The 25421-nt window shown below is 63.6% G+C and carries 25 protein-coding genes, 1 tRNA gene and 1 pseudogene; 11 read left to right on the forward strand and 16 right to left on the reverse strand.

Going from position 1 to position 25421, the window contains the following annotated elements; translation table 11 throughout:
- Positions 1 to 11: 11 nt before the first annotated feature.
- From VIL88_RS09815 to VIL88_RS09835, 5 genes are all read left to right on the forward strand, one after another.
- Complete coding sequence (locus VIL88_RS09815) at positions 12 to 203, forward strand: hypothetical protein (protein ID WP_331988246.1); 192 nt, start codon at positions 12 to 14, stop codon at positions 201 to 203.
- Between the two features lie 171 nt (positions 204 to 374).
- The gene (locus VIL88_RS09820) at positions 375 to 2039 is read left to right on the forward strand and encodes a sensor histidine kinase (RefSeq protein ID WP_331988248.1); all 1665 of its coding nucleotides are present in this window, start codon (positions 375 to 377) and stop codon (positions 2037 to 2039) included.
- Positions 2040 to 2168: 129 nt separating this feature from the next.
- Positions 2169 to 2438 carry a 30S ribosomal protein S15 gene (gene rpsO, locus VIL88_RS09825; RefSeq protein ID WP_331988250.1) on the forward strand — a complete coding sequence of 90 codons (270 nt, stop codon included), beginning with the start codon at positions 2169 to 2171 and terminating at the stop codon, positions 2436 to 2438.
- 371 nt (positions 2439 to 2809) lie between these two features.
- A complete protein-coding gene (gene pnp / locus VIL88_RS09830; RefSeq protein ID WP_331988252.1) occupies positions 2810 to 4954 on the forward strand; it encodes a polyribonucleotide nucleotidyltransferase in 2145 nt (714 codons plus the stop codon).
- A gap of 242 nt (positions 4955 to 5196) precedes the next feature.
- Entirely contained in the window at positions 5197 to 5823 is a 627-nt protein-coding gene (locus VIL88_RS09835; protein WP_331988662.1) for a L,D-transpeptidase, read from the forward strand.
- A 316-nt stretch (positions 5824 to 6139) separates the two neighbouring features.
- Here VIL88_RS09835 and infB read toward each other — a convergent pair whose 3' ends face one another.
- From infB to rimP, 4 genes are read right to left on the reverse strand one after another with little or no spacing between them, the layout of a single operon-like run.
- A complete protein-coding gene (gene infB, locus VIL88_RS09840; protein ID WP_331988254.1) occupies positions 6140 to 8986 on the reverse strand; it encodes a translation initiation factor IF-2 in 2847 nt (948 codons plus the stop codon).
- Positions 8979 to 9680 (reverse strand): RNA-binding protein, encoded by a 702-nt coding sequence (locus VIL88_RS09845; RefSeq protein WP_331988256.1) that lies wholly within the window; start codon positions 9678 to 9680, stop codon positions 8979 to 8981. Before VIL88_RS09845 ends, infB begins: the two co-directional genes overlap by 8 nt.
- Positions 9681 to 9703: 23 nt before the next feature.
- Positions 9704 to 11305 carry a transcription termination factor NusA gene (gene nusA / locus VIL88_RS09850; RefSeq protein ID WP_331988258.1) on the reverse strand — a complete coding sequence of 534 codons (1602 nt, stop codon included), beginning with the start codon at positions 11303 to 11305 and terminating at the stop codon, positions 9704 to 9706.
- A complete protein-coding gene (gene rimP, locus VIL88_RS09855) occupies positions 11306 to 11986 on the reverse strand; it encodes a ribosome maturation factor RimP (RefSeq protein ID WP_331988260.1) in 681 nt (226 codons plus the stop codon).
- 460 nt (positions 11987 to 12446) lie between these two features.
- Between rimP and VIL88_RS09860 the strand changes: the two genes are divergently transcribed.
- Positions 12447 to 12725 (forward strand): hypothetical protein, encoded by a 279-nt coding sequence (locus VIL88_RS09860; RefSeq protein ID WP_331988262.1) that lies wholly within the window; start codon positions 12447 to 12449, stop codon positions 12723 to 12725.
- A gap of 41 nt (positions 12726 to 12766) precedes the next feature.
- Here VIL88_RS09860 and VIL88_RS09865 read toward each other — a convergent pair whose 3' ends face one another.
- From VIL88_RS09865 to lnt, 6 genes and pseudogenes are all read right to left on the reverse strand, one after another.
- A complete protein-coding gene (locus VIL88_RS09865; RefSeq protein ID WP_331988264.1) occupies positions 12767 to 13150 on the reverse strand; it encodes a helix-turn-helix domain-containing protein in 384 nt (127 codons plus the stop codon).
- 121 nt (positions 13151 to 13271) lie between these two features.
- Entirely contained in the window at positions 13272 to 13976 is a 705-nt protein-coding gene (gene trmB, locus VIL88_RS09870) for a tRNA (guanosine(46)-N7)-methyltransferase TrmB (RefSeq protein ID WP_331988266.1), read from the reverse strand.
- An 89-nt stretch (positions 13977 to 14065) separates the two neighbouring features.
- Positions 14066 to 14209 (reverse strand): annotated as a pseudogene (locus tag VIL88_RS18115) (hypothetical protein); the annotation flags it as partial.
- A 104-nt stretch (positions 14210 to 14313) separates the two neighbouring features.
- A complete protein-coding gene (locus VIL88_RS09875) occupies positions 14314 to 14556 on the reverse strand; it encodes a DUF433 domain-containing protein (RefSeq protein WP_331988268.1) in 243 nt (80 codons plus the stop codon).
- Positions 14557 to 14618: 62 nt separating this feature from the next.
- A complete protein-coding gene (gene metK, locus VIL88_RS09880) occupies positions 14619 to 15875 on the reverse strand; it encodes a methionine adenosyltransferase (RefSeq protein ID WP_331988270.1) in 1257 nt (418 codons plus the stop codon).
- A gap of 147 nt (positions 15876 to 16022) precedes the next feature.
- Positions 16023 to 17639, reverse strand: a complete 1617-nt coding sequence (gene lnt / locus VIL88_RS09885; RefSeq protein ID WP_331988272.1) for an apolipoprotein N-acyltransferase — start codon at positions 17637 to 17639, stop codon at positions 16023 to 16025.
- A 143-nt stretch (positions 17640 to 17782) separates the two neighbouring features.
- On the opposite strand from lnt, the gene tsaB reads away from it, so the two are divergent.
- The 3 genes from tsaB to VIL88_RS09900 all read left to right on the forward strand — a co-directional run bounded on the left by tsaB (position 17783) and on the right by VIL88_RS09900 (position 19338).
- Complete coding sequence (tsaB, locus tag VIL88_RS09890; protein WP_331988274.1) at positions 17783 to 18385, forward strand: tRNA (adenosine(37)-N6)-threonylcarbamoyltransferase complex dimerization subunit type 1 TsaB; 603 nt, start codon at positions 17783 to 17785, stop codon at positions 18383 to 18385.
- Positions 18382 to 18861 (forward strand): ribosomal protein S18-alanine N-acetyltransferase, encoded by a 480-nt coding sequence (rimI, locus tag VIL88_RS09895; protein ID WP_331988276.1) that lies wholly within the window; start codon positions 18382 to 18384, stop codon positions 18859 to 18861. The genes tsaB and rimI overlap by 4 nt, the downstream gene beginning before the upstream one ends.
- Before the next feature lie 87 nt (positions 18862 to 18948).
- Positions 18949 to 19338 carry a Fur family transcriptional regulator gene (locus VIL88_RS09900; protein WP_331988664.1) on the forward strand — a complete coding sequence of 130 codons (390 nt, stop codon included), beginning with the start codon at positions 18949 to 18951 and terminating at the stop codon, positions 19336 to 19338.
- A gap of 1 nt (position 19339) precedes the next feature.
- On the opposite strand, the gene VIL88_RS09905 is transcribed toward VIL88_RS09900, so the two are convergent.
- From VIL88_RS09905 to VIL88_RS09925, 5 genes are all read right to left on the reverse strand, one after another.
- The gene (locus tag VIL88_RS09905) at positions 19340 to 19600 is read right to left on the reverse strand and encodes a hypothetical protein (RefSeq protein WP_331988278.1); all 261 of its coding nucleotides are present in this window, start codon (positions 19598 to 19600) and stop codon (positions 19340 to 19342) included.
- Positions 19601 to 19726: 126 nt separating this feature from the next.
- Complete coding sequence (gene pncB / locus VIL88_RS09910) at positions 19727 to 21037, reverse strand: nicotinate phosphoribosyltransferase (RefSeq protein ID WP_331988280.1); 1311 nt, start codon at positions 21035 to 21037, stop codon at positions 19727 to 19729.
- 88 nt (positions 21038 to 21125) lie between these two features.
- On the reverse strand, positions 21126 to 22268 hold the full coding sequence (locus tag VIL88_RS09915) for a winged helix DNA-binding domain-containing protein (protein WP_331988282.1): 1143 nt from the start codon (positions 22266 to 22268) through the stop codon (positions 21126 to 21128).
- 52 nt (positions 22269 to 22320) lie between these two features.
- Positions 22321 to 24033: an alpha/beta hydrolase gene (locus VIL88_RS09920; RefSeq protein ID WP_331988284.1), complete on the reverse strand. Its 1713-nt coding sequence runs from the start codon at positions 24031 to 24033 to the stop codon at positions 22321 to 22323.
- Entirely contained in the window at positions 24030 to 24620 is a 591-nt protein-coding gene (locus VIL88_RS09925; protein ID WP_414650124.1) for an exopolysaccharide biosynthesis protein, read from the reverse strand. Before VIL88_RS09925 ends, VIL88_RS09920 begins: the two co-directional genes overlap by 4 nt.
- Before the next feature lie 154 nt (positions 24621 to 24774).
- Here VIL88_RS09925 and VIL88_RS09930 point away from each other — a divergent pair, with 154 nt between their 5' ends.
- Complete coding sequence (locus tag VIL88_RS09930; protein WP_331988288.1) at positions 24775 to 24966, forward strand: hypothetical protein; 192 nt, start codon at positions 24775 to 24777, stop codon at positions 24964 to 24966.
- Between the two features lie 3 nt (positions 24967 to 24969).
- Entirely contained in the window at positions 24970 to 25182 is a 213-nt protein-coding gene (locus VIL88_RS09935) for a hypothetical protein (RefSeq protein ID WP_331988290.1), read from the forward strand.
- Between the two features lie 104 nt (positions 25183 to 25286).
- Here the strand turns inward: VIL88_RS09935 and VIL88_RS09940 are convergent.
- Positions 25287 to 25362, reverse strand: a tRNA-Ala gene (locus VIL88_RS09940).
- Between the last annotated feature and the right edge of the window lie 59 nt (positions 25363 to 25421).

The following is a 25421-nucleotide window of genomic DNA, read 5'->3' on the forward strand; positions in this document are numbered from 1 at the left end:
GGGAGCTTGCAATGACAGAGACCCACAAGACTGACGATGCAGCCGCCATGAAGGACGGCAAGAAACCCGGCCCCAAGACGTCCCCGGTTCAGGTGCGCGACGCCGGCGAGGAATCGCACGCCGACAAACCGCAAGAGTGGGACCAGCAAGACGAAGCCGTCGATGAAAGCTTCCCGGCCAGCGATCCGCCGGCAAACTACTAAGCGAGCCACTTTGGCGACCTTTAGGCCTTTGCGATTGCCCGCAAAGGCCTAAAGCCGTTATGGTCGCCTCATCGGCGGTGCCGAGCGAATCGCCCGCTGCCACATCGGGTTATCGCCGGCGAGTTGCGGGCGAGTATGACTGAGGCGAGTGACGGCAGCTTGGAACGTCGATTGGGCCGTCGCTCGATTGTGCAATATCTTGTCGCGCTGGCCGTCATCAGCGTCGTGCCCAGCTTCCTGTTCGCCGGCGTTCTGATCCAGCGCTACCAGGCCGCCCAGGAAGAAGTTGTCGAAACCTTTATTGTCGCGACCACCCGCTCCATCATCCAGGCGGTGGAGCGCGAAATTGCGGCCAACACCACGACCCTGCACGTCCTGGCTGGCACCCCTGCACTGATCGAGGGCGATTTCCGCGGCTTCTATAACCGGAGCAAGGCGGCCCTATCCGACACTGAAACGCACCTGTTCATCGTCAACGAGGACATGGCGACCTTCGCCAGCACCCGGGTGCCCTACGATGCCCCGCCCAGCCAAGTGGGCGATAAAGAGGCAGCAACCAGGGCCTTCGAGACCAATTCAGTCGTGGTGACGGATCTCGTCTTTGGCAACATTTCCAAGCAGTGGGTCTACAATATCCTCCTGCCGGTCGACCTCGGCCGCTACGGCAAGAAACTCATCGCCCTCAACCAGCGGGCGCAAAACCTGGCATCCACGCTCTCGGCCAACAGCCTGCCGGCCGGCTGGAACTCGGCACTTCTGGACAATGACGGACGGGTGCTGGCCGCCAGTGCCGGAGTGGCCAATGTCGGGGAGTTCCTCTCCGGCTTCGATCCCATGGCGCAGCGCTTCGCAGTGGGTTGGCAGGAGATCGAAACGACCTCCGGAAGCGCCCTTGGCGTGATCCAGCGGTCCGCCAGCACCGGATGGCGCCTGGTGGCCTGGGCCCCGACCTCGCTCATCACCCAACCCCTGATGACGGCGCTCCTGCTGCTCGTTGCCGGCGGCATCCTTCTGCTCAGCCTGATCGTCGCCGCCATGTTCTGGGTCAGCCGGCTGATCGGCGGCTCGGTCAGCGGTCTGGCCCGCGACGCGCGGCGCATGGGCGCCGGCGAACTCGTGCAAGCCCATTCCTACCCCGTGTCTGAGATTGCCGAAGTGTCCGAAGCCCTGGCGCAAGCATCGCTCAACCGGCAGGAAGCGGAGCGCGAAGTGAATTTCCTCATGCGCGAAGTAGCGCACCGCTCCAAGAACCAGATGACGGTGATCACCGCCATGGCCAAGCAGACCGGGCGAAGCGCCGAGGATGTGCCAAGCTACGTTCAAGCCTTCGAAAAGCGCATCCTGGGTCTCTCGCGCTCGACCGACCTGCTGATGGCCCACGGACGCGAGGGGGTTCTTTTGGGTGAACTGATCGAAAGCCAGATCGCCACCTTCAGCCCCGTAGATCCCGGCCGCGTCCATCTCTGCGGCCCTCAGATCCGCATAAACGCGCAGTCCGCGCAAATCCTAGGTATGGCGCTGCACGAGCTTTCAACCAATGCCGTCAAATACGGTGCCTTCGCCGATGACAGCGGCAAGCTGTCCGTCACCTGGAGCTTGGCCGACGACACGCTCCACCTGGTATGGCTGGAAACCGTAAGCCATCCGGTCGTGTTCGGCGAACGCACTGGCTTTGGCACCACCGTGCTCAAGTCCATGGTCGGCCGTTCGCTGGGCGCCGAGGTCGAGCGGCTCGGCCACGAAAACGGCATCGAATGGCGCTTTGCCATTCCGGCGCAAGCGGTAGACCCCGAACACGGTCTAGGCAGCGCATCGCGGGCGCCGGCAGCCCAATAGCTCTGGCATTGTCGCCACATTTCCACTATAGACGCCGCTGTCATGGCCTCCGGGCCAGGACTTTCATGGCCCCGCCTGGACGACATCCCGGCCGGGGCGACCCAATCCTCCATCAGAAGGGATAGTCCGATGTCGATCACTCCGGAACGCAAAAGCGAACTCATCCAGGAATACGCAACCAAGGCCAACGATACCGGTTCGCCGGAAGTCCAGGTCGCGATCCTCTCCGAGCGCATTGCCAACCTTACCGAACACTTCAAGGGCCACAGCAAGGACAATCACTCCCGCCGCGGCCTGCTGAAGCTGGTATCGACCCGTCGCCGCCTGCTTGACTACGTCAAGAAGGTCGACGAGGCTCGCTACAAGACCCTGATCGAAAAGCTGGGTCTGCGCCGCTAATAGCGCAATTCACTCTTGCGGATGCGGGGCTACCCGCATCCGCCGTCGCCTTGTTCAAGCGCTGCCGAATGGCACTGAGAAGGCGATCAGCGTAGACCGGCGATAGCCGGAGCATGGCAGGATTATTGGCCGCTCCCTCGCCTCACGCTCGCAAAATCAGCTCTTGGTTTTGATCCGTGAGGCGCCCGAACACCACCGGGAGCTGCTTGTTGTCTTGCCCATGTTTCGTCTCCGCCAGATGCAACAGCGCCTCTTTTTGAGCCCGCGTCACACATGGGGTGTGCCGCCGGGTGCGGGCGCACCGGTTTGAGTTCGCGGGGATTGCTACGCCCCCGTGTTCCCGCTCACCGGCAGAATGGAAAGACGATACGATGTCGACGATCAATTTTGACTACCACAAGGTCGAGCTCAACTGGGGCGGTCAGCCCCTGACGCTCGAAACCGGCAAGATGGCCCGCCAGGCCGATGGCGCCGTGCTCGCCACTCTGGGCGAGACCGTGCTGCTGGCCACCGTTGTCAGCGCCAAGTCCGCCAAGCCCGGCCAGGACTTCTTCCCGCTGACCGTCAACTACCAGGAAAAGTACTTCGCTGCCGGCAAGATCCCCGGCGGCTACTTCAAGCGCGAAGGCCGTCCGACTGAGAACGAGACCCTCGTCTCGCGCCTCATCGACCGCCCGATCCGCCCCCTTTTCCCTGAAGGCTACAAGAACGAGACCCAGGTGGTCGTCACCGTTCTCCAGCACGACATGGAAAACAATCCCGACGTTCTCGCCATGGTCGCGGCCTCCGCAGCCCTGACCATTTCGGGCGTCCCCTTCATGGGTCCGATCGGCGCCGCCCGCGTCGGCTATGTCGATGGCCAGTACGTCCTTAATCTCCCCGTCGATCGGCGCTCGGAATCCAAGCTCGATCTCGTCATGGCCGGCACCGAAGACGCCGTGCTGATGGTTGAGTCCGAAGCCAAGGAACTGAGCGAAGAAGTGATGCTCGGCGCCGTGATGTTCGGCCATGCCGAGTCGCGCAAGGTCATCGAAGCCATCATCAAGCTGGCCGAACTGGCCGCCAAGGAGCCGCGTGACTTCCAGGCCCCCGACTACTCGGCGCTTGAAGCCGAAGTGCTCAAGGTTGCCGAGGCTGACCTCCGCGCCGCCTACAAGATCACCAAGAAGGAAGATCGCTACGCCGCGGTCGACGCTGCAAAGAAGGCCGTCAAGGAAGCCTTCGCCGCCAAGATCGAAGCCGGTGAAGTCTCTGCCGAAGACCTCGGCGAAGTGATCCACAACCTCCAGGCCAAGATCGTGCGCTGGAACGTGCTCGACACCGGTCTGCGCATCGACGGTCGTGATCTCAAGACCGTCCGCCCCATCGTTTCGGAAGTCGGCGTTCTCCCCCGCACCCACGGCTCGGCCCTGTTCACCCGCGGTGAAACCCAGGCCCTCGTCGTGGCGACCCTCGGCACCGGCGAAGACGAGCAATTCGTCGACTCGCTGGAAGGCACCCAGAAGCAGAACTTCCTTCTGCACTACAACTTCCCTCCCTATTCGGTGGGTGAAGCTGGCCGCATGGGTTCGCCCGGCCGCCGCGAAATCGGTCATGGCAAGCTCGCCTGGCGCGCCATCAACCCGATCCGTCCTTCGGTCGAGGAATTCCCCTATACGATCCGCATCGTGTCGGAGATCACCGAGTCTAACGGCTCGTCCTCGATGGCGACCGTCTGCGGCACCTCGCTGGCGCTGATGGATGCCGGCGTGCCGCTGGCGCGTCCAGTGGCCGGTATCGCCATGGGCCTGATCCTCGAAGGCGAGAAGTTCGCTGTTCTTAGCGACATTCTCGGTGACGAAGATCACCTCGGCGACATGGACTTCAAGGTGGCCGGCACCGACCAGGGCATCACCTCGCTCCAGATGGATATCAAGATCGCCGGCATTACCGAGGAGATCATGAAGATCGCCCTCGAGCAGGCCAAGGGCGGCCGTATCCACATCCTGGGCGAGATGAACAAGGCGATTTCGGCTTCGCGTGGCGAAGTCGGCGAGTTCGCTCCGCGCATCGAGACCATGAAGATCCCGACCGACAAGATCCGTGAAGTGATCGGCACCGGCGGCAAGGTGATCCGTGAGATCGTCGAAAAGACCGGCGCCAAGATCAACATCGAGGACGACGGCACGATCAAGATTGCGTCTTCCGACGGTTCGCAGATCGAAGCGGCCATCAAGTGGATCCGCTCGATCACCGACGAAGCCGAAGTGGGCGCCATCTACCAGGGCACTGTGGTGAAGACCGCCGATTTCGGCGCCTTCGTCAACTTCTTCGGCGCCAAGGATGGCCTGGTCCATATCAGCCAGCTGGCCGAGCAGCGCGTTGCCAAGACCACCGACGTGGTCAAGGAGGGCGACAAGGTCTGGGTCAAGCTCCTAGGCTTTGACGAACGCGGCAAGGTCCGCCTGTCCATGAAGGTTGTCGATCAGGCAACCGGCAAGGAAATCGTCAAGGGCGAGGAAGCCGCAGCCGAATAGGCTCTGCTGAGAATGCCTGCAGGCCCGGAGCGATCCGGGCCTGCTTTGTTGTTGTGGCTCCGCCGCAACACTCCAAAATCATCACTTTGGTGCGAGGAACCGCTGCGTTGACGCGGTGTTAGGGGAGTGAGGCTTTCCTGCACTAGCGAAGCATTTGCTCACCGCTTAGGTCATTGGCCACCAACAGTATTTCGCGTCACCCCCTGTCCCCAGGATTTGTCTTGCTCTCTCGTCGCTTGTTCATGATTGGCCTGCCTGCTGTGGCACTGGCCGCCTGTTCCTCCACCCGCACGCCGACCGTGCAGGAACCGCAGATCGACCCCTACTATCAGGCCATGTACGGCACGCTGCTGAACGAGAAGTTCCCCGTAGCCGCCATGGACCTGCGCCGTGTGGACCCGCAATACTGGCGCCAGGAAGTGGCCTATGTCACCTCCGAGCGCCCCGGCACCATCGTTGTCGATACGCCCAACCGCTTCCTCTACCTCGTGATGGAAGGCGGTCGCGCCTTGCGTTACGGCGTCGGCGTCGGCAAGACCGAAGCGCTGGTTTTCCGCGGCACAGCCACCATCGGCCGCAAGGCGGAATGGCCGCGCTGGACGCCCACCAAGTCCATGATCGCTCGTGAGCCCGAGCGCTATGGTCCTTATGCCGGCGGTCTTGAAGGCGGCCCAACCAATCCGCTGGGTCCGCGCGCGCTCTACCTCTACAAGAACGGTGCCGACACGCTGTTCCGCCTCCACGGCACGACCGAGCCCTACACCATCGGCACCAACGTCTCTTCGGGCTGCATTCGCCTGATGAACCAGGACATCATCGATCTCTATAACCGCGTGCCGGTCGGCACCCGCGTGACCGTCATCAACTGATCTGGTCCCGGGTCGCTGCCGCGGCAGCGGGGCGCCTTGTTTCGGATTCCGTAGTCACCGAAGCAAAGTTTCCTGCTGCCGCGACAAAGGCCCGGGGGAGAAAACGAAAAGCCCGCTCGGCGACGAGCGGGCTTTTTTCTTGGGCGCAGCAAATTCGATCGTCACCCTCGGGCCTGACCCGAGGGCTCTTCACTTCCCTCAACGCGCAGCAGCACAGAGCCCTCGGGTCGAGCCCGAAGGTGACCAGCGGTGATGCCGCCAGCAAAAAGGGCGCGGTTGATACCGCGCCCTTGGCATTCGATGGTGGAGAAGGGCGCTACAGCGTGCGCTGCACCGTCTCCACGCGGAAGCATTCAATGACGTCGCCGGCGCGCATGTCTTCGTAGTTTTCGAAAGCCATGCCGCATTCCTGACCCATCGGCACTTCCTTGACTTCGTCCTTGAAGCGCTTGAGCGTCTTGAGCTTGCCTTCGTGGATAACGACGTTGTCGCGGATAAGGCGAACGCCCGAACCACGCTCCACGAGGCCCTCGGTGATCCGGCAGCCGGCAACCTTGCCGACCTTGGTGATCTGGAAGACTTCGAGGATCTCGGCATTGCCGATAAAGGTTTCGCGGCGCTCCGGCTTGAGCAGGCCCGACATCGCGTTCTTTACGTCATCCACGAGGTCGTAGATGATGTTGTAGTAGCGGATTTCGATGCCGTCGCGGGTCGCCAGGTCCGTCGCCTGCTTGTTGGCGCGGACGTTGAAGCCGATGACGATGGCGTTCGAAGCCGAGGCCAGGGTGACGTCGGATTCGGTGATGCCGCCCACGCCCGAGAACAGGATCTGCGCCGACACTTCGTCGGTCGAGAGCTTGTTGAGCGAGGCCACGATGGCTTCCACCGAGCCCTGCACGTCGCCCTTGATCACCAGCGGGAACTTGGAGATGCCAGCGGTCTTGAGCTGGTTCATCATCTGCTCGAGGCTGGTTGCACCGCCGCCGGCCGTCTTCTCGCGGATGGCGCGCTGACGGTATTCGGTGACTTCGCGGGCACGGGCTTCGGTCTCGACCACAGAGAAGCGGTCGCCGGCATTGGGCACGCCGGTAAAGCCCAGCACTTCCACCGGAACGGATGGACCGGCCTCCTTGACCTGCTCGCCCTTGTCATTGATCAGGGCGCGCACGCGGGCAAACTCGGTGCCGGCGACCAAAATGTCGCCGACGCGCAGCGTACCGCGCTGCACCAGCACCGTCGCCACCGCACCGCGGCCGCGATCGAGCTTGGCTTCCACCACAAGACCCTCGGCACGGCCGTCACGGGCCACGCGCAGCTCAAGAACTTCGGCCTGCAGCAGGATGGTTTCGAGCAGCTTGTCGAGGCCGTCGCGCGTCTTGGCCGAAACCTCGACGTCGAGCACTTCACCGCCCATCGATTCCACGAACACCTCGTGCTGGAGCAGTTCGGTTCGCACGCGGGTCGGATTGGCTTCCGGCTTGTCCATCTTGTTGATGGCCACGATGATCGGAACACCGGCCGCCTTGGCGTGCTTGATGGATTCGATGGTCTGCGGCATGACGCCGTCGTCGGCCGCCACCACCAGGACAGCAATATCGGTCGCCTGGGCGCCGCGGGCACGCATGGCGGTAAACGCCTCGTGGCCCGGGGTGTCGAGGAAGGTGATCTTGTTGCCGTTCTTTTCGACCTGGTAGGCGCCGATATGCTGGGTAATGCCGCCGGCTTCGCCACTGACGACATTGGCTTCGCGGATCGCGTCGAGCAGCGAGGTCTTGCCGTGGTCGACGTGACCCATGATGGTCACGACCGGCGCACGATCGGTCAGATCCTCGGCCTTGTCGTCGGCCGGAATATCGAACAGGCCTTCTTCCACGTCCGCTTCCGACACGCGCTTGACCGTGTGGCCCAGCTCGGTTGCGATCAGTTCGGCCGTGTCGGCATCCAGCACGTCGTTGATGGTCGCCATCTGCCCCTGCTGCATCAGCATCTTGATGACGGTGACGGAGCGTTCGGCCATGCGGTTGGCCAGTTCCTGGACGGTGATAGCCTCGGGAATGGTCACTTCACGGCTGAGCTTTGGCGCTTCCTGCTGGTTGCGGCCCATCTTCTTGTCGCGGCGGCGGCGCATGGCGGCCAGCGACGGACCGCGATCGCGATCGTTTTCTGTCGTGGCGCTGGAGACCGTCAGTCGACCGCGGGCATTGCTGTCTTCGCCGGCGCGGCGCGTCGGGCGTTCCGGGGTCGCCCGGGAAGCGCGGCGTGCATTTTCCAGTTCGGCTTCCGACGTCGGGCGGACCTGCGGAGCGCCGGTACGGGTGCGGCGGCCATCGGCCTCGCTCGGCGGCGCGGGCGGCACATTGCCGATTGGGGCCATGCCGGCGCCTGGGCGGCGTTCACCGGCCGGACGGCCGGCCGTGCCGGAGGGACGTGCACCGGGACCGCCCGGGCGGGCGCCAGGCTGGCCTGGCTTGATATAGGCATTGGCGCCGCGTTCGCTTTCCGGACGCGTATTGCTTGGACGCTCCGCACGCGGCGGGCGCGGCGGCTGGCCGGGGCGGCCGGCAACCACGCGAACGCTGGACGGACCAGGATTGCGCTGGGAAGCTGGCGTATAGGGTGCGCGCGGCTCTTCAGCGGCCGGAGCGGCCGGAGCGGCAGCAGGGGCTGCCGCCTGCGGCGCTGCAGCGGGAGCTTCGGGGGCCGGAGCGGCGGCAGGGGTCTCAGCCTGGCGGCGTGCCTCTTCGGCCCGTTCGGCCTCCTCGCGGATCTGGCGGCGGCGTGCATCGTCTTCAAGACGGCGCGCTTCTTCGGCCGCAAAGCGGGCCTGATCTTCGGCTGCGCGAGCGCCGGCAAGCGCCAAGGCGCGCTGGCGTGCCTCGGCTTCCGCGGCCGAAAGGCCGAGCGGTGCGCGCTGCTGCTGCGCGGGGCGCCCGGCAGGGGGACGCTGACCCTGCGATGGCGAGCCCGATGCCGGAGCAGGGCGATGCGGAGCGGCGGGCGCATTGGGCTTGGGCACCAGGCGCGTACGCTTCTCGACAACCACCGTCGATCGCGAAGGACCGCGCGACATTCCAGGACGATTGCCCAGGCCTGGGCCGCCCTTCAATGTCAGAGTCTTCTTCGCGCCAGTGTCGTCGGTGCGCTTGTCGTCGTTATCAGCCATGTATCTCGCGTCTTTCGTCGGTGGCCTCGGGCAAAAGGTCACCGTCTACCGCAGCGCGGTCGGTGTCCAAATCCGTCGGTTTGGCAAGGTAAAGGGCCAGTCTACGGGCCTTTTCCACTGCCGCTTGGGCTGCCGCCCCTCTCGTGAGGGCAGCATGTATCACATTTTCCAGTCCAAGTGCCAAACCCATTTGCTCTGAGTTGAGCAATTCGAAATGAGGCACTTCGAAGTCTTCGATTTCTTCTTCCTGCGCCGCGTAATGAAGGGCCTTCAGGGGCCCCACCATCTTGCTGCGACCGTCCTCGGCAGCGTCGGTTGCGGTGATCAGGGCAATCAGGTCACCCGTATCGATCAGTGCCCGGACCTTGGTCGCGCCAAAGGTGAGCTGGCCCGCCTTGCGCGCCATGCTCAAGGCGCTGGAATAGCGCTGCTCGAGCCTGAGCTGCGTCAGGCCAGGAAGGTCCTCGGGCAGCTTGACCTCGGTCTTGAGGCTGCGGGCAAAGACCTTCTTCTTGACCGCCTCGGCGACCAGCGCCTTGTTGAGGCTGATCCAGACGCCGCGGCCCTCGGCCTTGGCCTCCGTATCGGGAACCAATACACCATCCGGCCCGAGAACGAAACGGATCAGCTCTGCCACGGGCTTTTCGGCCCGTGTCAGTGCGCACATCCTGGTCGTTTCTTCGCGCCGGGCCATCTGGTCCCCCGCTCCGAAACGGCCTAAGCCGTTGCCTCTTCGTCGGCGGCTTCTTCGCCTTCAGCAGCCGGCAGGTCTTCCTCGTTGATCCAGCCGGCCTTGATGCGGGCCTGCATGATCATGTCCTCGGCCTCCTCGCGCGACACGGGGAAGTCCTTGAACGTCCCTTCGAAGCGCTTGGTCTCGCCGTCCTTGCGTTCGCTCCAGCCGATGAGGTCGTCGGCGGCACAGCCGGCAAAGTCCTCGACCGTCTTGATGTCGTCCTTGCCCAGGGCCACCAGCATGGAAGCGGTGAGCCCGGCAATGTCATAGAGCTCGTCCTCGACGCCAAGCGCCTTGCGCTCCTCGTCGTGAGCCTTGTCGATGGCAGCCAGGTATTCGGCCGCGCGGTTCTGGATTTCGCCTGCGGTTTCCTCGTCGAAGCCTTCGATCGACGCGATTTCGTTGGCGTCGATATAGGCCAGTTCTTCAACCGTCGAGAACCCTTCGGAAGCCAGTAGTTGGGCAACCATCTCGTCGACGTCAAGGGCCTGCATGAAGAGGGCCGAGCGTTCGGTGAATTCCTTCTGGCGGCGTTCGCTTTCTTCCTGCTCGGTCAGGATATCGATATCCCAGCCGATCAGTTGCGAGGCGAGGCGCACATTCTGCCCACGGCGGCCGATGGCCAGCGACAGCTGCTCGTCCGGCACCACGACTTCGATGCGCTCAGCCTGCTCGTCCAGCACCACCTTGGCCACATCGGCCGGCTGCAATGCGGAGACGACAAGGTCAGCGATCGTGTCGGTCCACGGAATGATATCGATCTTTTCGCCCTGGAGCTCGGCCACCACGGCCTGCACGCGCGAGCCGCGCATACCGACGCAGGCGCCGACCGGATCGATCGATGAATCGTTCGACGTCACCGCGATCTTGGCGCGCGAACCTGGATCACGGGCGATCGAGCGGATGGTGATCACGCCGTCATAGATCTCAGGCACTTCCTGCATGAACAGCTTGGCCATGAACTGCGGATGGGTACGCGACAGGAAGATCTGCGGGCCGCGCTGCTCGCGGCGCACGTCATAGACATAGGCGCGGACACGGTCGCCATAGCGGAACATCTCGCGTGGGATCAGCTCGTCGCGGCGGATGATGGCCTCGCCGCGACCCAGGTCGACGATCACATTGCCGTATTCGACGCGCTTGACCGTTCCGTTGACGATCTCGCCGATGCGGTTGAAATATTCGTCATACATGCGCTCGCGCTCGGCATCGCGCACCTTCTGCACGATCACCTGCTTGGCCGACTGCGCCGCGATTCGACCGAATTCCATCGGCGGCAGCGGCTCGGTCAGGAAGTCGCCGACCTTGGCTTCCGGCGACTTGCGCTGCGCCGTGGTGAGATCGACCTGGCGGGAGGGCTCTTCGACATTGTCGACGATTTCGAGCAGGCGCCACATGCGCGTTTCGCCCGAGCGGGGATTGATCTCCACCTTGATCTCGGTCTCGGCGCCGTAGCGGCCCTTGGCGGCCTTTTCCATGGCGTCCTGCATCGCCTCGATCACGACCATGCGGTCGATCGACTTCTCGCGGGCAACGGCATCTGCGATCTGCAACAGCTCGAGGCGGTTCGCACTAACGGCCATTTAGTTGGACTCCTTGGGGGTATCGGTTGTCGCCGCCGTGTCCTCGACCGTTTCGGTCTCCGGGTCGTCGGTATTGTCGTCGTCGTTATCGGCTTCGGCGTATTCGACCGTTTCGGTCTCTTCGTCGTCGATCGGGTGGGCTTCCTGGTCGAGCCGCGCCTTTTCCATCAAGGCATCGGTCATCACCAGCTTGGCTTCGGCCAGGTTGGCAAAAAGGAGCCGGTGATCCGGGTCGGTGCCGCCCGGCGCATCGGGCAGGGTGATGATCACTGCATCGTCCTCGACGGCCTTGATGAAGCCGCGGAAGCGCTTGCGTCCATTGATCATGTCGCCCAGTTCGATCTTGGCTTCATGGCCGATATAGGCGGCAAAATCACGGCGCCGCACCAGTGGTCGATCGATGCCGGGCGAGGAGACCTCGAGATGGTATTCCCTGTCGATCGGATCTTCCACGTCCAGGACCGGCGACAGGTCCTTGCTCAGGGTCTCGCAGTTGACGATGGTGAAGCGCCCATTGTGGTCTTCCGCCATGATCTGCAGCGTGCAGCCATTTTCCTGGGTGATCTTGACCCGGACCAGGGAAAAGCCGAGCCCGTTGGCCACAGGCTCGACAATGCGGGCAACCCGTGCCTCGAGGCCGGTTTCCTTGATGAAGCGCGGTTCGGTAAGGTCGAAGCTCATCGGTCCCTTAAGTAACAAAAAAGAGCGGGGCCGGGCGGCTCCCACTCTGCAAGGATGCTAGAGATGTTGCCTCTATATAGACCCATCCGGCTGGCCGTGCAAGTCCGGCGGTCCCTGCCCGGCCGCAAGCGCCGAAACGAAAATTTCATCTGCCTGTCGCAATGGTCTGCCAAGCGTAGGGACGCCCCCTTTCGGCCCGGCAGAGATGTGACATCTGGTGCTCCAGCGGCCCGCGCAGCGCTCCCGGAACGGCGTCAAACCCGCGGCCAGCCTGAGCGTCACAGAAGGGTAACCCGGTGGCCTCGGGGAAACCGAATGTCTTTGTAAGCACCTGATTTCCCACGGAAAACCCTCGGGGTGCGCACGCCAAGTTCAAGGGCCTCAACTGCTGATTTCGTGCCTTGCGGGGCAGGCGGCCTGGGATCATTTCCAGGGTGTTCAAACGAAAGGAACACCTGAAATGATCAAGAACACTGTTCTCGCCCTTGTCGCCGCCGCAGCCTTTGCCGGTGTCGCTGCCCCCGCCTTCGCCGCAAACAATGCCTTTGGTGATGACTCTTCGCCCGAGATGCGCGAATTCATCGCCGACTCGGTCGAAACGCAGCTGCGCCAGAAGGGTATTGATGTGAGCGCCGTGGAAGACTGGAACGGCCTCGTCCGCGCCTATGTTACGCTGGAAGACGGTTCGCAGACCATGCAGTTCTTCACCCCCGGCTCACTTGAGCAGGTGACGTTCTAACTGCGTCCCCGGCGCCGCCGTTCGCGGCGGCGCCCGTATCTCTACCGGATGTCGACCAGCTTGACCGCCGGTTCGCCCTCATGGGCATCGAAGCGCGCACGCGCCGCTTCCACCAGAGGCGCGTTGCGCTCGGCGAAGGCCCGTAGCCGGTCGGCAATGTCGAGCAGTTCACGGCCCAATGCCGTCAGTTCGTAATCCACCCTCGGCGGAATGGTCGCAAACATCGTGCGCAGGATGAACCCGTCCCGTTCAAGTTCGCGCAGTGTCGTTGCCAGCGTCTTCTGCGATATGCCGCCCGCGCGCTTGATCTCGTTGAACCGCATCTTCTCGCTGCGCAGCAGGGTGATGACTGTCAGCGTCCATTTCCCCGGCCTCGCCGTCAGCACGTGAAAGTCCAGCTGATTGGACGCGGGAAGAGCGGACATGTGCAAACCTCGATGACGCTGGTCGAGTGTCCGATATGGGGCGCGATTGTGGCAGTTCCAGAGAGCCGCTCCGTTAAACTTCCGCAAGGCGGCGGCCGCACTGTTCGGCGAACCAGGACAGCTAGACGCGCGTGAAGCTGAAATAGAAGCTGATCATGCGCCCTTCCCGCCGTGCCTTCTGCTCGTAGCGGGTCGCTTCCCAGCCTGGGTAGGGCTCGTGCCAGCTGCCCGGCGCCGTCTGGTCGAAGCTGAAGCCAGGTGCCCGCACGATATGGGCCAGGGTCCAGTTGGCATAGTCCTCGATGTCGGTGGCGAAGTGGAAGAGGCCGCCGGGCCTGATCACCCGCGCCAGCTCCTTGAGCGTCGTCGGCGAGACGAAGCGGCGCTTGTGGTGCCGCGTCTTGGGCCAAGGGTCGGGATAGAGCAGGAACACTTCGTCGAGGCTTGCATCGGGCAGCGCCACCAGCAGTTTCAGCGCGTCATCGGTGAAAAGCCGGATATTGCGCAGGTCCTCCGCGGCAATGGTCTGCACCATCTTGCCGATGCCGCCGGTGAACACTTCGCAGCCGATATAGCCCGTCTCGGGATGGCGCGATGCTTCCAGCGCCAGGTGCTCGCCGCCCCCATAACCGATCTCGACAATGATCCGGCTGCTTTCGGGAAAAAGCTGCCTCGGGTCGAGCTTTCCCTCGAGCTTGATCTCCAGCGCGGGCAGCGTTGCATCGAACACCGCCTGCTGGCCGCCATGCAATTTCTTGCCCGAGCGGCGGCCAAAAAAAGCGCGCGCCTCGCCCGAACGGGTCTTGGGGAGTTGATGGTCGGTCAAGGTGGTCCTAGCGAATTTCGACGATACGTGCCTTGCGGTCGATCGCCGATACAATGTCTGGCAAGGCGCGGTCCAGCCTCAATAGCAATTCAGGATTGGAGAGATTTGGCGTCCTGACATGCACGAAGGTCGACAACCAGTAGACCGCGATTGGCAAGGTCGGCGAAGTCCGTGTCTTTGCTGACCACGCAGGCGCCAAGCCTGTTGGCGAGATCGCTGATGGTCAAATCGTCAGCATCAGGACGAAGATGGTCAAAGACATATTAAGCCTCGTGTCCAGCTCTCGATAGATGCTCGGCCAACTGCTTGGAAAGCTGAGCATCGATCAAGAAACGCATTATTCGGCAGCCTGCACCGCTGAATTTTCGGCCGAATGGGCAGCGTAGAGCAAGGCCGCCTTGATATCCTCATGGGTGACCCACGGCAGGGAATCGACGATTGCGTCAGGCGAATCTCCGGCGGCCAAGGCTTCGAGCACATGCGAAACGCCAACTCGCGTTCCGTCGATGCGTGGCTTTCCACCCAGAACACCTGGGGTGGCCACGATGCGCTTGAGCAAGAGCAGATCCTCATCAGTCATGACGGCCTCCCGAGATTCACATCCCAGGAGGTTATACTTCGGGATGCAACCGCGCAAACGCCTCAGCCAACCGCCGCCTTCAGCGCCTTGACCAGGTCAGTCTTTTCCCAGCTGAACGATCCGTCTCGGCCGGCCTTGCGGCCAAAGTGGCCGTAAGCCGATGTCTTGGCATAGATGGGCTTGTTGAGATCGAGATGCGTGCGGATGCCGCGCGGCGTCAGGTCCATGACCTTGCCCAGGGCCGATTCCACAGTGGCCTCGTCCACCTTGCCGGTGCCGTGGAGATCCACATAGATCGAGAGCGGCTGCGCCACGCCGATGGCATAGCTGAGCTGGATCGTGGCGCGATCGGCAAGGCCGGCTGCAACGACGTTCTTGGCCAGGTATCGCGCGGCATAGGCGGCCGAACGGTCGACCTTGGTTGGGTCCTTGCCCGAAAAGGCGCCGCCACCATGCGGGGCTGCGCCGCCATAGGTATCGACAATGATCTTGCGGCCGGTCAGGCCTGCATCGCCATCGGGACCACCGACCACGAACTTGCCGGTCGGATTGACGTGCCAGACGGTGTTCTCGTCGATCCAGCCTTCCGGCAGCGCCTGCCGGATATAAGGCTCGACGATCTTGCGCACGTCGGCCGAGGTCAGCGTGTGGTCAAGATGCTGGGTGGACAGCACGATCTGCGTCACGCCAACCGGCTTGCCATCTTCATAGCGCACGGTGACCTGCGACTTGGCATCGGGACCCAGCACCTTGGCGGGGCCGCTGCCTTCCTTGCGCGCCTGCGTCAGCACGTCGAGGATCTTGTGTGCGTAGTAGATCGGCGCCGGCAGCAGTTCCGGGGTTTCCCGCGCCGCATAGCCGAACATGATGCCCTGGTCGCCCGCGCCGACATCCTTGTTGCCGGCCTCGTCAACGCCCTGGGCGATGTCGGCCGACTGGCCATGGAGCAGCACGTCGATCTTGCAGGTCTTCCAGTGAAAGCCCGTCTGCTCGTAGCCGATGGCCCGGATGGCCTTGCGTGCCGCCGACTTGAACTTGGACGGATTGACCACCGGGGCACCGGCCGCATCGAGCACCACCTGCCCGTCCTTGCCCTTCTTGAGCAGCGACTCCGGCACGCGAACTTCGCCCGCAATCACCACGCGGTTGGTGGTTGCCAGCGTCTCGCAGGCGATGCGCACCTGGGCCGGGTCCATGCCGGCCTTCTTGGCCTCGCGGAACACCAGGTCGACGATTTCATCGGAGATGCGGTCGCAGACCTTGTCCGGGTGACCCTCGGAAACCGATTCCGAGGTGAAGAGGTAAGAAGAACGGGCCAACGATATCCCCTGAACCTGCCATGCGGCATAAGCCGATTGTGACGGGTTGTGACACCGCGCTCCGGCACGGTCAAGAAGGATATAAAGAAAGCTTGATATCCCACCCGGACGCTCTGGAGCATAGCATTCCGCCCGCCGCGTTCCGGATCAGCGCGGGCGTCTCCGGCCGCCGCCGCGGGAAACCACGAGGGAGATCAGCACCCCCGCCACCAGGGCGATCAGCAGGGGCCAGTGCCGCACCTGCGCGAACACCGTTGGTGACAGGCGGGTATGCGGCCGGGCGTCGAGCGCAGCCATTTGCCCCGGTGCGATGGCGGCAGTGATCCGCCCCACCGGATCGGTGGCAAAGGTCAGGCCGGTATTGGCCGCGCGGATCAGGCTCAGGCCCTCTTCCACGGCGCGGATGCGGGCATGATGGGCATGCTGCGCCGGGCCGATCGAGCCGTCGAACCAGGCATCGTTGGTGATGTTGAGGAGGTATTGGGCACCCGCCGTGTCGCCAAGGTCTCCCGAGAACAGGATTTCGTAGCAGATCAGCGCCAGAAACATCGGTGTGCCGGACAGGCTCATCAGCCGGCGCCGGCCATCGCCATGCGCCCAGCCCTCGCTGCCGGGCACGAACTGCCGGATGCCGACCTTGGCCAGGGTCTCGCCAAAGGGCAGGAACTCGCCAAAGGGCACGAGATGCGCCTTGTCATAGGAGGCGACGACCTCGCCGTTGGTGTCGATGGCGAGGAGCGAATTGAACGGAGGCCCGGTGGCGGCGGTCGCGCCGGGCTCGTATTGCTGGCGCGGTGCCCCGGTCAGCAGGGTCGTCGTTTCCGGCAGCAGCCGCGCAATGCGGGCCAGAGCTTCCGGATAGGTTGCGAGGTAGAAGGGCAGCGACGATTCCGGCCACACCAGATGCGTCACGTCGGCCAGGCCCTGGTCGGCGGGATCCATGCGCATATCCGAAAGCATCAGCAGGCGGTCGATCAGCGCCACCGGATCGACATTGCCGAAGTCGGAATGCTCGTAGACCATGGGCTGCACCAGTCGCATAGCGACGTCGGTGCGCTCGGTGGAGATCGTGCCGGCAAGGCGATTGTAGCCATAGCCCAGCTGCGCAGCGATAACGCCGATGGCCAAAAAGAATGGCAAGAGGCGGCGGCTGAGGCTGCGCCCATCGGCCGGCCAGATCAGCGCCGGCGTCATCGCCACCAGGGCCGCCACCAGCGTCAGGCCATAGACCCCGATGATCGCCGTGATCTGCATCATCTCGTCATTGGGCGTGAGCGCATAGCCGAGGAGATCGAAGGGAAACCCTGTCAGCACATGGCCGCGCGCCCATTCGGCCATGGTGACGAACGTCGCCAGCGTGACGATCCGCCAGGGACCATGGCTCCAGAGGAGATGGGCGAGGGCGCTTGCCACGCCCCAGAAAAAGGCGATCAGCGCCGCGAGGGCCAGGATGGCAAAGGGCATCAGCACCAGCATCATGCCGCCATCGACGAAAAAGGCGCTACCCAGCCAATGGAACGCGACGGTGAAATAGCCCCAGCCGAAGGCAAAGCCGATCGCAAAGGCCGGTCCGAACAGCCGGTGCCAGCCGCGCAGGCGCTCGGCACCATCGAGGCACCAGACCCAGATCGGGAAGGCAACAAACAGCGCCGGAACCACAAACAGGGGCGGCACGGCAAGGCCCGCAAGCGCACCGGCGGCCACCAGCAGGTGGAAGCGCCGCCAGCCATGGCTCAGCATGGCGGTTTCAGCCAGCCAGGTCACGTCAGCATTCGGGGCGAATCAAAACCATGCCGCAAGCTGGCGCCCGGGGCGGGGTGCGTCAAGGCAATGGGGCGCTTGTGATCCGCCCCGGACGAGGGTGCCGGGCACTCGACACCAGGCGGAGCGGGCGCTAGAGCGGAGGCATGACCATAACCCTTGCCATCGACACCGCTGCCCCACGCCTGCAACTCGGACTGTTGATGGCAAACGGCCAGGTCGATGTCTCCGTGGACGAAATCGCCACCGGTCATGCCGAACTGATCTTCGGGCGGATCGCCGCCCTGCTCTCCCGCAATGGCCTGGCCTATGCCGACCTGCAGCGCGTGGTCACCACAACCGGCCCTGGCTCCTTCACCGGCTTGCGCATTGGGCTCTCCGCCGCCCGCGGCATTGGCCTTGCGCGCAATATCCCCGTTGTCGGCCTCTCCAGCCTCGTCGCCCTCTCCCTATCCGCCCAGGGTCCGGCAACCGTGCTGCTCGATGCAAGGCGCGGCGAAGCCTACCTCCAGACCTTTTCAGGCCCGGGAGCGGCACTGGAGCCAGGCGCGCTTTTGCCGATGGAAACGGCACGCGCATCCATTCTGCCGGGCTCGACCCTGCTCGAGTCGCCCTTTGTCGATATCGCGCTGGTGACCCGGCATGGCGCCCGGCGCGATCCTGCAGACAATCCGCCTGAGCCCAACTATATCCGCGATGCCGACGCCAAGCCGCAAACTGCTGCGCGCATCGAAAGGCTCGGGTCATGATCAAGCTCTGGATGGCGCCGGCCGGCTTGCATATCGAGCCCGGCCGGGTGTTGGACGCCAAGGAACTGGCGCGCATCCATGCGCTTGGCTTCTACCGCGGCTGGCCCGCGAGCGAGTTTGAGACCTTTCTTGCCGATCGCGACACCCCCATCTACGTCGCCTGCGACGCCAAGCGGCGCATTGCCGGCTTCGCGCTGATCCGCGTCGTCGCCGACGAGGCCGAATTGCTGACCATTGCCGTTGACCCTAAATGGCGGGGCAAGGGATTGGGAACGGCGCTGCTCAAGGCCGTGTTCGAGGACTTGCTCGCCACCCCGGCGCGGCGCATGTTCCTCGAGGTCAGCGAGGACAACGCGGCTGCCATCAAGCTCTATGGGCGCGAGGGCTTTGAGACGATTTCGACCCGCAAGGGCTACTACGCCAAGCCCGACGGCTCTCAGGCCACGGCGCTTGTGATGGCGCGTGATCTTGATTAACTGGGTTTTTCCGCAGCGTCAGGAGTGGGGCAGGTGAGCAAGAACCATACGGACCCGACCCTGGAAGAGGCTTGCGTTGCCAAGGGCATGCGCATGACCGACCAGCGCCGCGTCATCGCCCAGGTCATCGAAGCGGCCAGTGACCATCCCGATGTCGAAGAACTCTATCGCCGCGCCTCGGCGGTCGATGAGCGCATTTCGTTATCAACCGTGTATCGCACGGTTAACCTTTTCGAAGAGGCTGGACTCGTCACCAAGCACGATTTCAAGGACGGCCGCGCCCGCTTTGAACTGATCCCGGACGAACACCACGACCACCTGATCGACATCCGCTCCGGCACGGTGATCGAATTCCGCAACGAGGAAATCGAGGCCATTCAGGAGGTTATTGCCAAGCGGCTCGGCTATCGCCTGGTGGATCACCGCCTCGAACTCTATGCCGTTCCGATCGAGGCCACCGACCGGTCCAAGAAATAGCCTAGGACAGCTTGTCGCCATCGAGCCGCGCCTTGAGGCGCGCAATGATATCGGCCGCTTTCAGCATCATGGCCATGTCGACATCGCCGTCGCTGGCATTGTTTTCGACATCCGCCCAAACAGGGATGGCAAGCTCATGCGTCTGCTGCTGCCCGCCCAGCGTTTCTGAAAGAACGGCACGGACGTGGCCCGTCATCCGCCCGGCAAGGCGCGGATGCGCCTGCTTGTCGCTGACGCTGATATCGATTAGCTGCAAACTCATTCTGGCCCCTATGGAGCCCCCGGCCAAAGGCTAGTCCGGCATGGTTGCCGAGGCGTTAACAAGCGCCCCGGGCACGGGTTCTCCACAAGCGCCAATGATTTGGCCGCAAGAGAGTTCCAGAAGAAGCTAAACTTTTACGCGGTGCTCCACCCGGCCGGCATCGCCGAAGATCGCCAGGTAGCGCGCGATTTCTTCCGGTGTCCCCGTGGCCTTGGCAGGGTTGTCGGAAAGCTTGACCGCCGGGCGCCCATCGGCCTCGCTGACCTTGGCGACGATGGAGATGGGGTCAAGACCCGGATTGGCGCCTTCGGGCGCACAGCCTTCGAAGTCATTGGTGAGGTTGGTGCCCCAGCCAAAGGCCATGCGCACCTTGCCGTCGAAATGGAGATAGGCCTCTTCGATCATGTCGACGTCGAGCCCGTCCGAAAAGATCAGGAGCTTTTCGCGCGGGTCGCGGCCGCGTTGCTTCCACCAGGCGATGATGCGCTCGCCGCCCTCGATGGCCGGCGCCGAGTCGGGACGAAAGCCGGTCCAGTCCGCCACCCAATCGGGTGCCGCCCGCAGGAAGCTGTCGGTGCCGAAGGCATCGGGCAGGACGATCTTGAGATTGCCGCCGTAATAGCTCTCCCAATCCTGCAGCACCTGGTAGGGCGCGGCGCGCAAGGCATCGTCGGTCTTGGCCAAGGCCGCCAGCACCATGGGCAATTCATGGGCATTGGTGCCCAGGGCCTCGAGGTCGTTGTCCATCGCCAGCTTGACATTGCTGGTGCCGGTAAAGGCTTCCCCGATGCCCTCCTTGAGCGCCTCGACGCACCAGCGCTGCCAGAGGAAACTGTGGCGCCGCCGCGTGCCGAAGTCGGAAATCTTGAGATCGGGCAGCTTCTGCAGCCGCTCCACCTTGTCCCACATCTTGGTCTTGGCGCGGGCATAGAGAACGTCGAGCGTGAAGGGGCCGTAATCCTTCATGGCAGCCCGGCTGCGCAACTCGTTGATGATGGCGAGGGCCGGAATTTCCCACATCGTGGTTTCGAGCCAGAGCCCGGGGAATTCCAGCACGAACTGTCCGTCGCGCTTTTCGAGGCGGTAGTCGGGCAGGTGGAAATCTTCCAGCCACTTGAGAAAGGCCGGTTCGAAGATCTGCTTGCTGCCGTAGAAGCTGTTACCGGCCAGCCAGATCATTTCCTTCTTGGTGAAGCGGAGCGTGCGCACATGGTCGAGCTGCGCCCGCAGCTCCTCGATGTCGATCTCCTCGGCCAGCTTGACCGACTTGGTGCGGTTGATCAGCGAGAAGGTCGCATTGACCCGGGGATAAAGGCCCCAGATCATCTGAAGCATCAAAAGCTTGTAGAAGTCGGTGTCCAGCAGGCTCCGCACGATCGGGTCGAGCTTCCAGGTGTGGTTATACACCCGCCGGGCAATATCGGTATAAGTCGCCATCGAGCTCCCCTCTTCGCGGCAAGCGTTCTACTCTTCGACAGCCGCGATGGAAAGGCGGCGCGGACCGATCTGGTTCGGTTGCCGTGTCTTACGCGCGCGCCAGCTGGAACTGCTCGAAGCGGCCAAGCGCCTCCTCGACGGCGATACTGCCCCTGGCGCCAGCCTCCTCCAATGCTGTCCACTGCTGGACCAGCAGCTTTCCCGCCTGCCGGTCGGTCTTGAGGTCGAGGACGGCAACGATCCGGTCGCCCATGAGAACGGGAAGGGCAAAGTAGCCGAAACGGCGCTTGGCCGCAGGGATATAAGCTTCGAACACATGCTCGTAGCCGAAGAACAGCTTGAGGCGCTTGCGCTGGATGATCAGCGGATCGAAGGGCGAAAGGATGTGGGCGAGCCCCGGTGCTTCGCCCCGCTCGGCCTTGAGGGTTTCGGGCTCGGCCCAATGCGGCACCGCTTCGGCGCCCTCGATGCTGACCGGCACCAGGCGCTTGCGCCGGACGCGGCTTTCGATCAGCGCCTTCACCTCCCCCTTGCTCGGCGCATCGAGGTGGCAGATGGAGTCGAGGCTGACCACGCCTTGGGCGCGCAATGCCCGGTCGAGCTTGTATTCAACGATCTGGCGGGGGGTGGCGGGCTTGGGCATGGCGCCGAAATGCCGGCCCATGAGATCATAGGTCTTGACCATGCCCTGCCGCGCACTGATCGTCACCAAACCTTGGTAGAACATCATCTCGAGCACACGTTTGCTCGGCTTGCGGCTGGCCCAAGGATGGTTCTTGTCCACCAGCTCGTCGTCGCCGATGTCGCGGATGGAAAGCGGCCCCTCGCTCTTGAGCCGCTTGAGCATCTTGCTCACTTCTTCCGGTGTCACCGAGCCGAACCAGCGGCTTGGCGTCTCCCGATACTGCTTCATGGCGGGGAGGAAAAACCGCAGGTCGGCACGCGCTACGTAGCTCAGCGCGTGCGTCCAATATTCGAAGATCGATTTGTCGGTGGCCTGCGCCTGGCTCAGGTCGGCGCGCCGATAGTCCGGTATGCGCGACCACAGAATATGATGGTGGCAGCGCTCGATGACGTTGATCGTATCGATCTGCACATAGCCAAGGTGCGCGATCGCCGCCACGGCCGCCGCTGCGCCGCTGCCGAATGGCGCAGGGCTATCCAGCCTCTGCGCCCGGATCCAGATGTGGCGGGCGTTTTGCTGGCTGATGCTGATGGGTGCTTTGGGCAAGGAAGGGTCCGAATCTGGAGCCGCGGCAGCATGGGCAGCACCTGCGGCAGCGTCAATCGGGCTTGGGCAGACGGAACCAGCCGCCCTCGATCAGGCTGCGGTCGCCATGGCGGGTCAACCGGCTTCGCAGCTGATCCAGTTCGGCCTCGCCAAGGTCGCCGCTGCCGGTGATCTGCACCCATGCGTCGAGGTAGTCCTGAGGTGCATAGACGTGGCCGAAACCGATGGGAGAGGTCTGCGCCAGGGCCATGTCCAGCGCCAGCTGGAGAAAAGTCACTACCGGATACCAGTCGAGCAAGGGCGATATGCCCTCGGCCCGTGATCCGTTCAGCCACGGTGGCTCCTGATAGAGTACGGAGGGCTCGAAGAACACGATGGGATCGGTCGGATATTGGAGAAAGAGGGTCCGCAGCGGCCCCCACGCTTTGCGGTTGGCCACCATGTCGCCATGGCCGTTGGAAAAACGGACCACCGTGCCATCGCCGATCTCGGGCCGCCACCAGGGCGAGGCCGGATCGCGGCTTTCGGTGACGCTCCGCCAGGTGGCGCTGGCAAAGGGCGTGCCCACGAACAGCGCCCCCTGGAACGGATCGGCCAGGATGTCATAGGGTGAGCTCGAAGCGGCCGAGCTATAGGCGCCCAGGCTTAGGCCATGAAGGTAGAGTTGCGGCCGCTGGTCATGCGGCATGCTGGTCCAGCGCTCATAGACCGTCTGGAACAGCGCCCGCCCCGTCTCCACCCCCACATTGGGCTCCGACACCAGCGACAGCCAGCTGGTCAGGTAAGAATACTGCACGGCAACGCTGGCCACGTCGCCGCCATGCAGGAACTCCAGCGTATCGATGGCGGCCGGCTCAACCCAGCCGGTGCCCACCGGCATGACCAGGACGAGGACGGAGCGCTCGAAGGCGCCGACGCGGTCCATCTCGGCCAAGGCCAAGGCAGCGCGGTCGGCGGCGGTCTCGGCGGAGCGGAGCCCGACATAGACCCGCAGCGGCTCCATTGCAGGCCGCCCGGTCATTTCGGCGATTTCGGCAGCAGTCGGGCCGGACTGCACATAGATGCGGGCATCGAGGCCGATCGTGTCCCAATCGATCAACGATGCCGCACTGCCCGAGCGCCAGGGATCGATCGGCGCCTCCTCGTAGCTGCCGGCCAGGCGATCCAGGTTGCCGTAGAAGCGGTCGGCGGCAAACAGCAGCCCGCGCGCCACCACGCCTTCGGCAATGGTGGAGGCCAGGATGCCCACCGCAAGAATGGCGCCCACGAAGGCCACGCGGCGCGGGATGATCCGCCGCAGCCAGGCCGAGACCACGAGGACGCCGCGGACGATCAGCGTGCCCAGGCCGATCAGGATGCTTGCCGGCAACACCGCAATGGCCGCAACAAACCAGGGCTGCCGCGCTTCCACGGGCGGGGCGCCCATGCCCACGCGAATGGAATTTTGCCATCCCGTCGAAAACCACAAAAAGGCCACGGCCATGACGAGGCAGGCCAGCACTGTGAGGCGACCGATCCATTTGGCAAGGTTCGGATTGGGCCAGGCAAGTTCGAGGTAATCCCATAGCCACTCGAGAAAGACGCCAATGCCATAGCCGGCCGCAAAGGCGCAGCCGCACAAGATGCCTTGCGTCGTGAAATGGCGTGGGATCAGCGACGGCGTCAGCGAAAGGGCAAAGAACAACAGGCCAAGGAGCCACCCGCCGGTCGACAGGCGATCGAGCTGGCGCCAGACCAGGGTGTGAAGCGGGGTGCGCGCGGTCATCGGAGCATGGAGCTTGCCAGCATCATCGCGGCCCAGATGGCCCCTCCCGCAATGGCCAGGCCGACAAGCGAAATAAGTGCCCCCAGAAGCACGCCCAAGCCGTCGTGATTGATGCGCGAGACGCAGATCACCGCAATGCCCGTATTGGGCACGGCATTGATGAAGGGGATGGGCAGCACCATGGGCAGGCTGACCAAAAGGATAAAGATTGCGGTCGGCAACTGCATATGCGGGCCGGCCAGCACCTGCAGGCGCGGCCGCGACACCTTGCCAATCAGCGACGCAAACCACTGCATCTGCCGCAGCATCCGATCAAGGAGCCGGCGGGACAGGACGCGCCGCCCGATCCAGCCGCCCAGGCGCAAGGGCCGGCCGATGAGCGTGGCGATGGTGACGCTGATTATGGTGAGCGCAATGGTTCCGCCATAGCCCGGTGGACCGGGGATCATGTTGAGCACGCTGAGGACCAGGATCACCAGCGGATAGGAGGCGGCACCCAAAAGGGCAACCAGTCCTCCTGCAGTCATGCCCTCGCTCTGGCGCACGGCGTGCCCGATCGCTTCTATGCTGGATTCAACGGGTGTCACTGGACCTTGGAACTGCGGCAAGTCGGTTCAGGGACCCTAGCGGCCTTTTGCCGGAACACAAGCGGCGTCCATGGTTTGGCTTGAGTTAACCCTGCAGGGTGAAGGGGAACGCTGGGCGAAGGCAGGGGTTGGTTCGGGGTAAAGGAGATCACTCATGACCAAGCATCTTCCTCCCATTCCGCCACAGAATCGCAGCACCAAGGGACCGGGCGATACGGCATCTCTCGACCCAAACGCGGCCAATACCGGCGCCGTCCATGGCGGCGAGCGCAACCTGGCGCAGCAGGGCCGTCAGGGCAATTCCAAGCAGAATACGACCCACCAGGGCTACCAGCAGGATAGGTGATCCATGTCGACCTCAGACAAGACCGAAGCGAGCAATCGCCATCATGGCGGTCCGGGAAGCAGCCACCAGCGGCCTGATCTTCCCGATCCCACGCAAGGGCGCGGTCCTGAACCCGGCCAACCGACCAATGGGCGGCAGTCCGATGTTTCGGGCGGCGGCGGGGTGCGCGACAGCCACCACACGCACAATGCGCGCGACAAGGGCGGCAACAGCTAGCACCGTGATAGCATGATGTGAGCATATCGGCGTCACCGGCGAGCCAAAGTGCTAATGCCGGGGCGCTCCGGAAGCTGCCAAGATCAACGACGCAGAAGAGGAATTGGTGGAGCCAAGCGGGATCGAACCGCTGACCTCTTGCATGCCATGCAAGCGCTCTCCCAGCTGAGCTATGGCCCCATTCCATTGGGTGGTTCGGCGGGCTACCCGTCCGAAGCGAGGCGGAACCTATTGGATGA

This window comes from Devosia sp. (assembly GCF_036563435.1).
GTDB lineage: Bacteria > Pseudomonadota > Alphaproteobacteria > Rhizobiales > Devosiaceae > Devosia.

What these genes read in the sequence shown, in the direction of transcription:
- VIL88_RS09875 (WP_331988268.1), bottom strand. Translation starts at nt 14,556, where the DNA reads ATGACTGATGAGGATCTGCTCTTGCTCAAGCGCATCGTGGCCACCCCA.
- VIL88_RS09815 (WP_331988246.1), top strand. Translation starts at nt 12, where the DNA reads ATGACAGAGACCCACAAGACTGACGATGCAGCCGCCATGAAGGACGGC.
- VIL88_RS09845 (WP_331988256.1), bottom strand. Translation starts at nt 9,680, where the DNA reads ATGGCCCGGCGCGAAGAAACGACCAGGATGTGCGCACTGACACGGGCC.
- VIL88_RS09930 (WP_331988288.1), top strand. Translation starts at nt 24,775, where the DNA reads ATGACCAAGCATCTTCCTCCCATTCCGCCACAGAATCGCAGCACCAAG.
- VIL88_RS09920 (WP_331988284.1), bottom strand. Translation starts at nt 24,033, where the DNA reads ATGACCGCGCGCACCCCGCTTCACACCCTGGTCTGGCGCCAGCTCGAT.
- infB (WP_331988254.1), bottom strand. Translation starts at nt 8,986, where the DNA reads ATGGCTGATAACGACGACAAGCGCACCGACGACACTGGCGCGAAGAAG.
- rpsO (WP_331988250.1), top strand. Translation starts at nt 2,169, where the DNA reads ATGTCGATCACTCCGGAACGCAAAAGCGAACTCATCCAGGAATACGCA.
- VIL88_RS09900 (WP_331988664.1), top strand. Translation starts at nt 18,949, where the DNA reads ATGCGCATGACCGACCAGCGCCGCGTCATCGCCCAGGTCATCGAAGCG.
- rimI (WP_331988276.1), top strand. Translation starts at nt 18,382, where the DNA reads ATGATCAAGCTCTGGATGGCGCCGGCCGGCTTGCATATCGAGCCCGGC.
- VIL88_RS09860 (WP_331988262.1), top strand. Translation starts at nt 12,447, where the DNA reads ATGATCAAGAACACTGTTCTCGCCCTTGTCGCCGCCGCAGCCTTTGCC.
- VIL88_RS09865 (WP_331988264.1), bottom strand. Translation starts at nt 13,150, where the DNA reads ATGTCCGCTCTTCCCGCGTCCAATCAGCTGGACTTTCACGTGCTGACG.
- VIL88_RS09935 (WP_331988290.1), top strand. Translation starts at nt 24,970, where the DNA reads ATGTCGACCTCAGACAAGACCGAAGCGAGCAATCGCCATCATGGCGGT.
- VIL88_RS09835 (WP_331988662.1), top strand. Translation starts at nt 5,197, where the DNA reads ATGATTGGCCTGCCTGCTGTGGCACTGGCCGCCTGTTCCTCCACCCGC.
- pncB (WP_331988280.1), bottom strand. Translation starts at nt 21,037, where the DNA reads ATGGCGACTTATACCGATATTGCCCGGCGGGTGTATAACCACACCTGG.
- nusA (WP_331988258.1), bottom strand. Translation starts at nt 11,305, where the DNA reads ATGGCCGTTAGTGCGAACCGCCTCGAGCTGTTGCAGATCGCAGATGCC.
- tsaB (WP_331988274.1), top strand. Translation starts at nt 17,783, where the DNA reads ATGACCATAACCCTTGCCATCGACACCGCTGCCCCACGCCTGCAACTC.
- VIL88_RS09905 (WP_331988278.1), bottom strand. Translation starts at nt 19,600, where the DNA reads ATGAGTTTGCAGCTAATCGATATCAGCGTCAGCGACAAGCAGGCGCAT.
- rimP (WP_331988260.1), bottom strand. Translation starts at nt 11,986, where the DNA reads ATGAGCTTCGACCTTACCGAACCGCGCTTCATCAAGGAAACCGGCCTC.
- pnp (WP_331988252.1), top strand. Translation starts at nt 2,810, where the DNA reads ATGTCGACGATCAATTTTGACTACCACAAGGTCGAGCTCAACTGGGGC.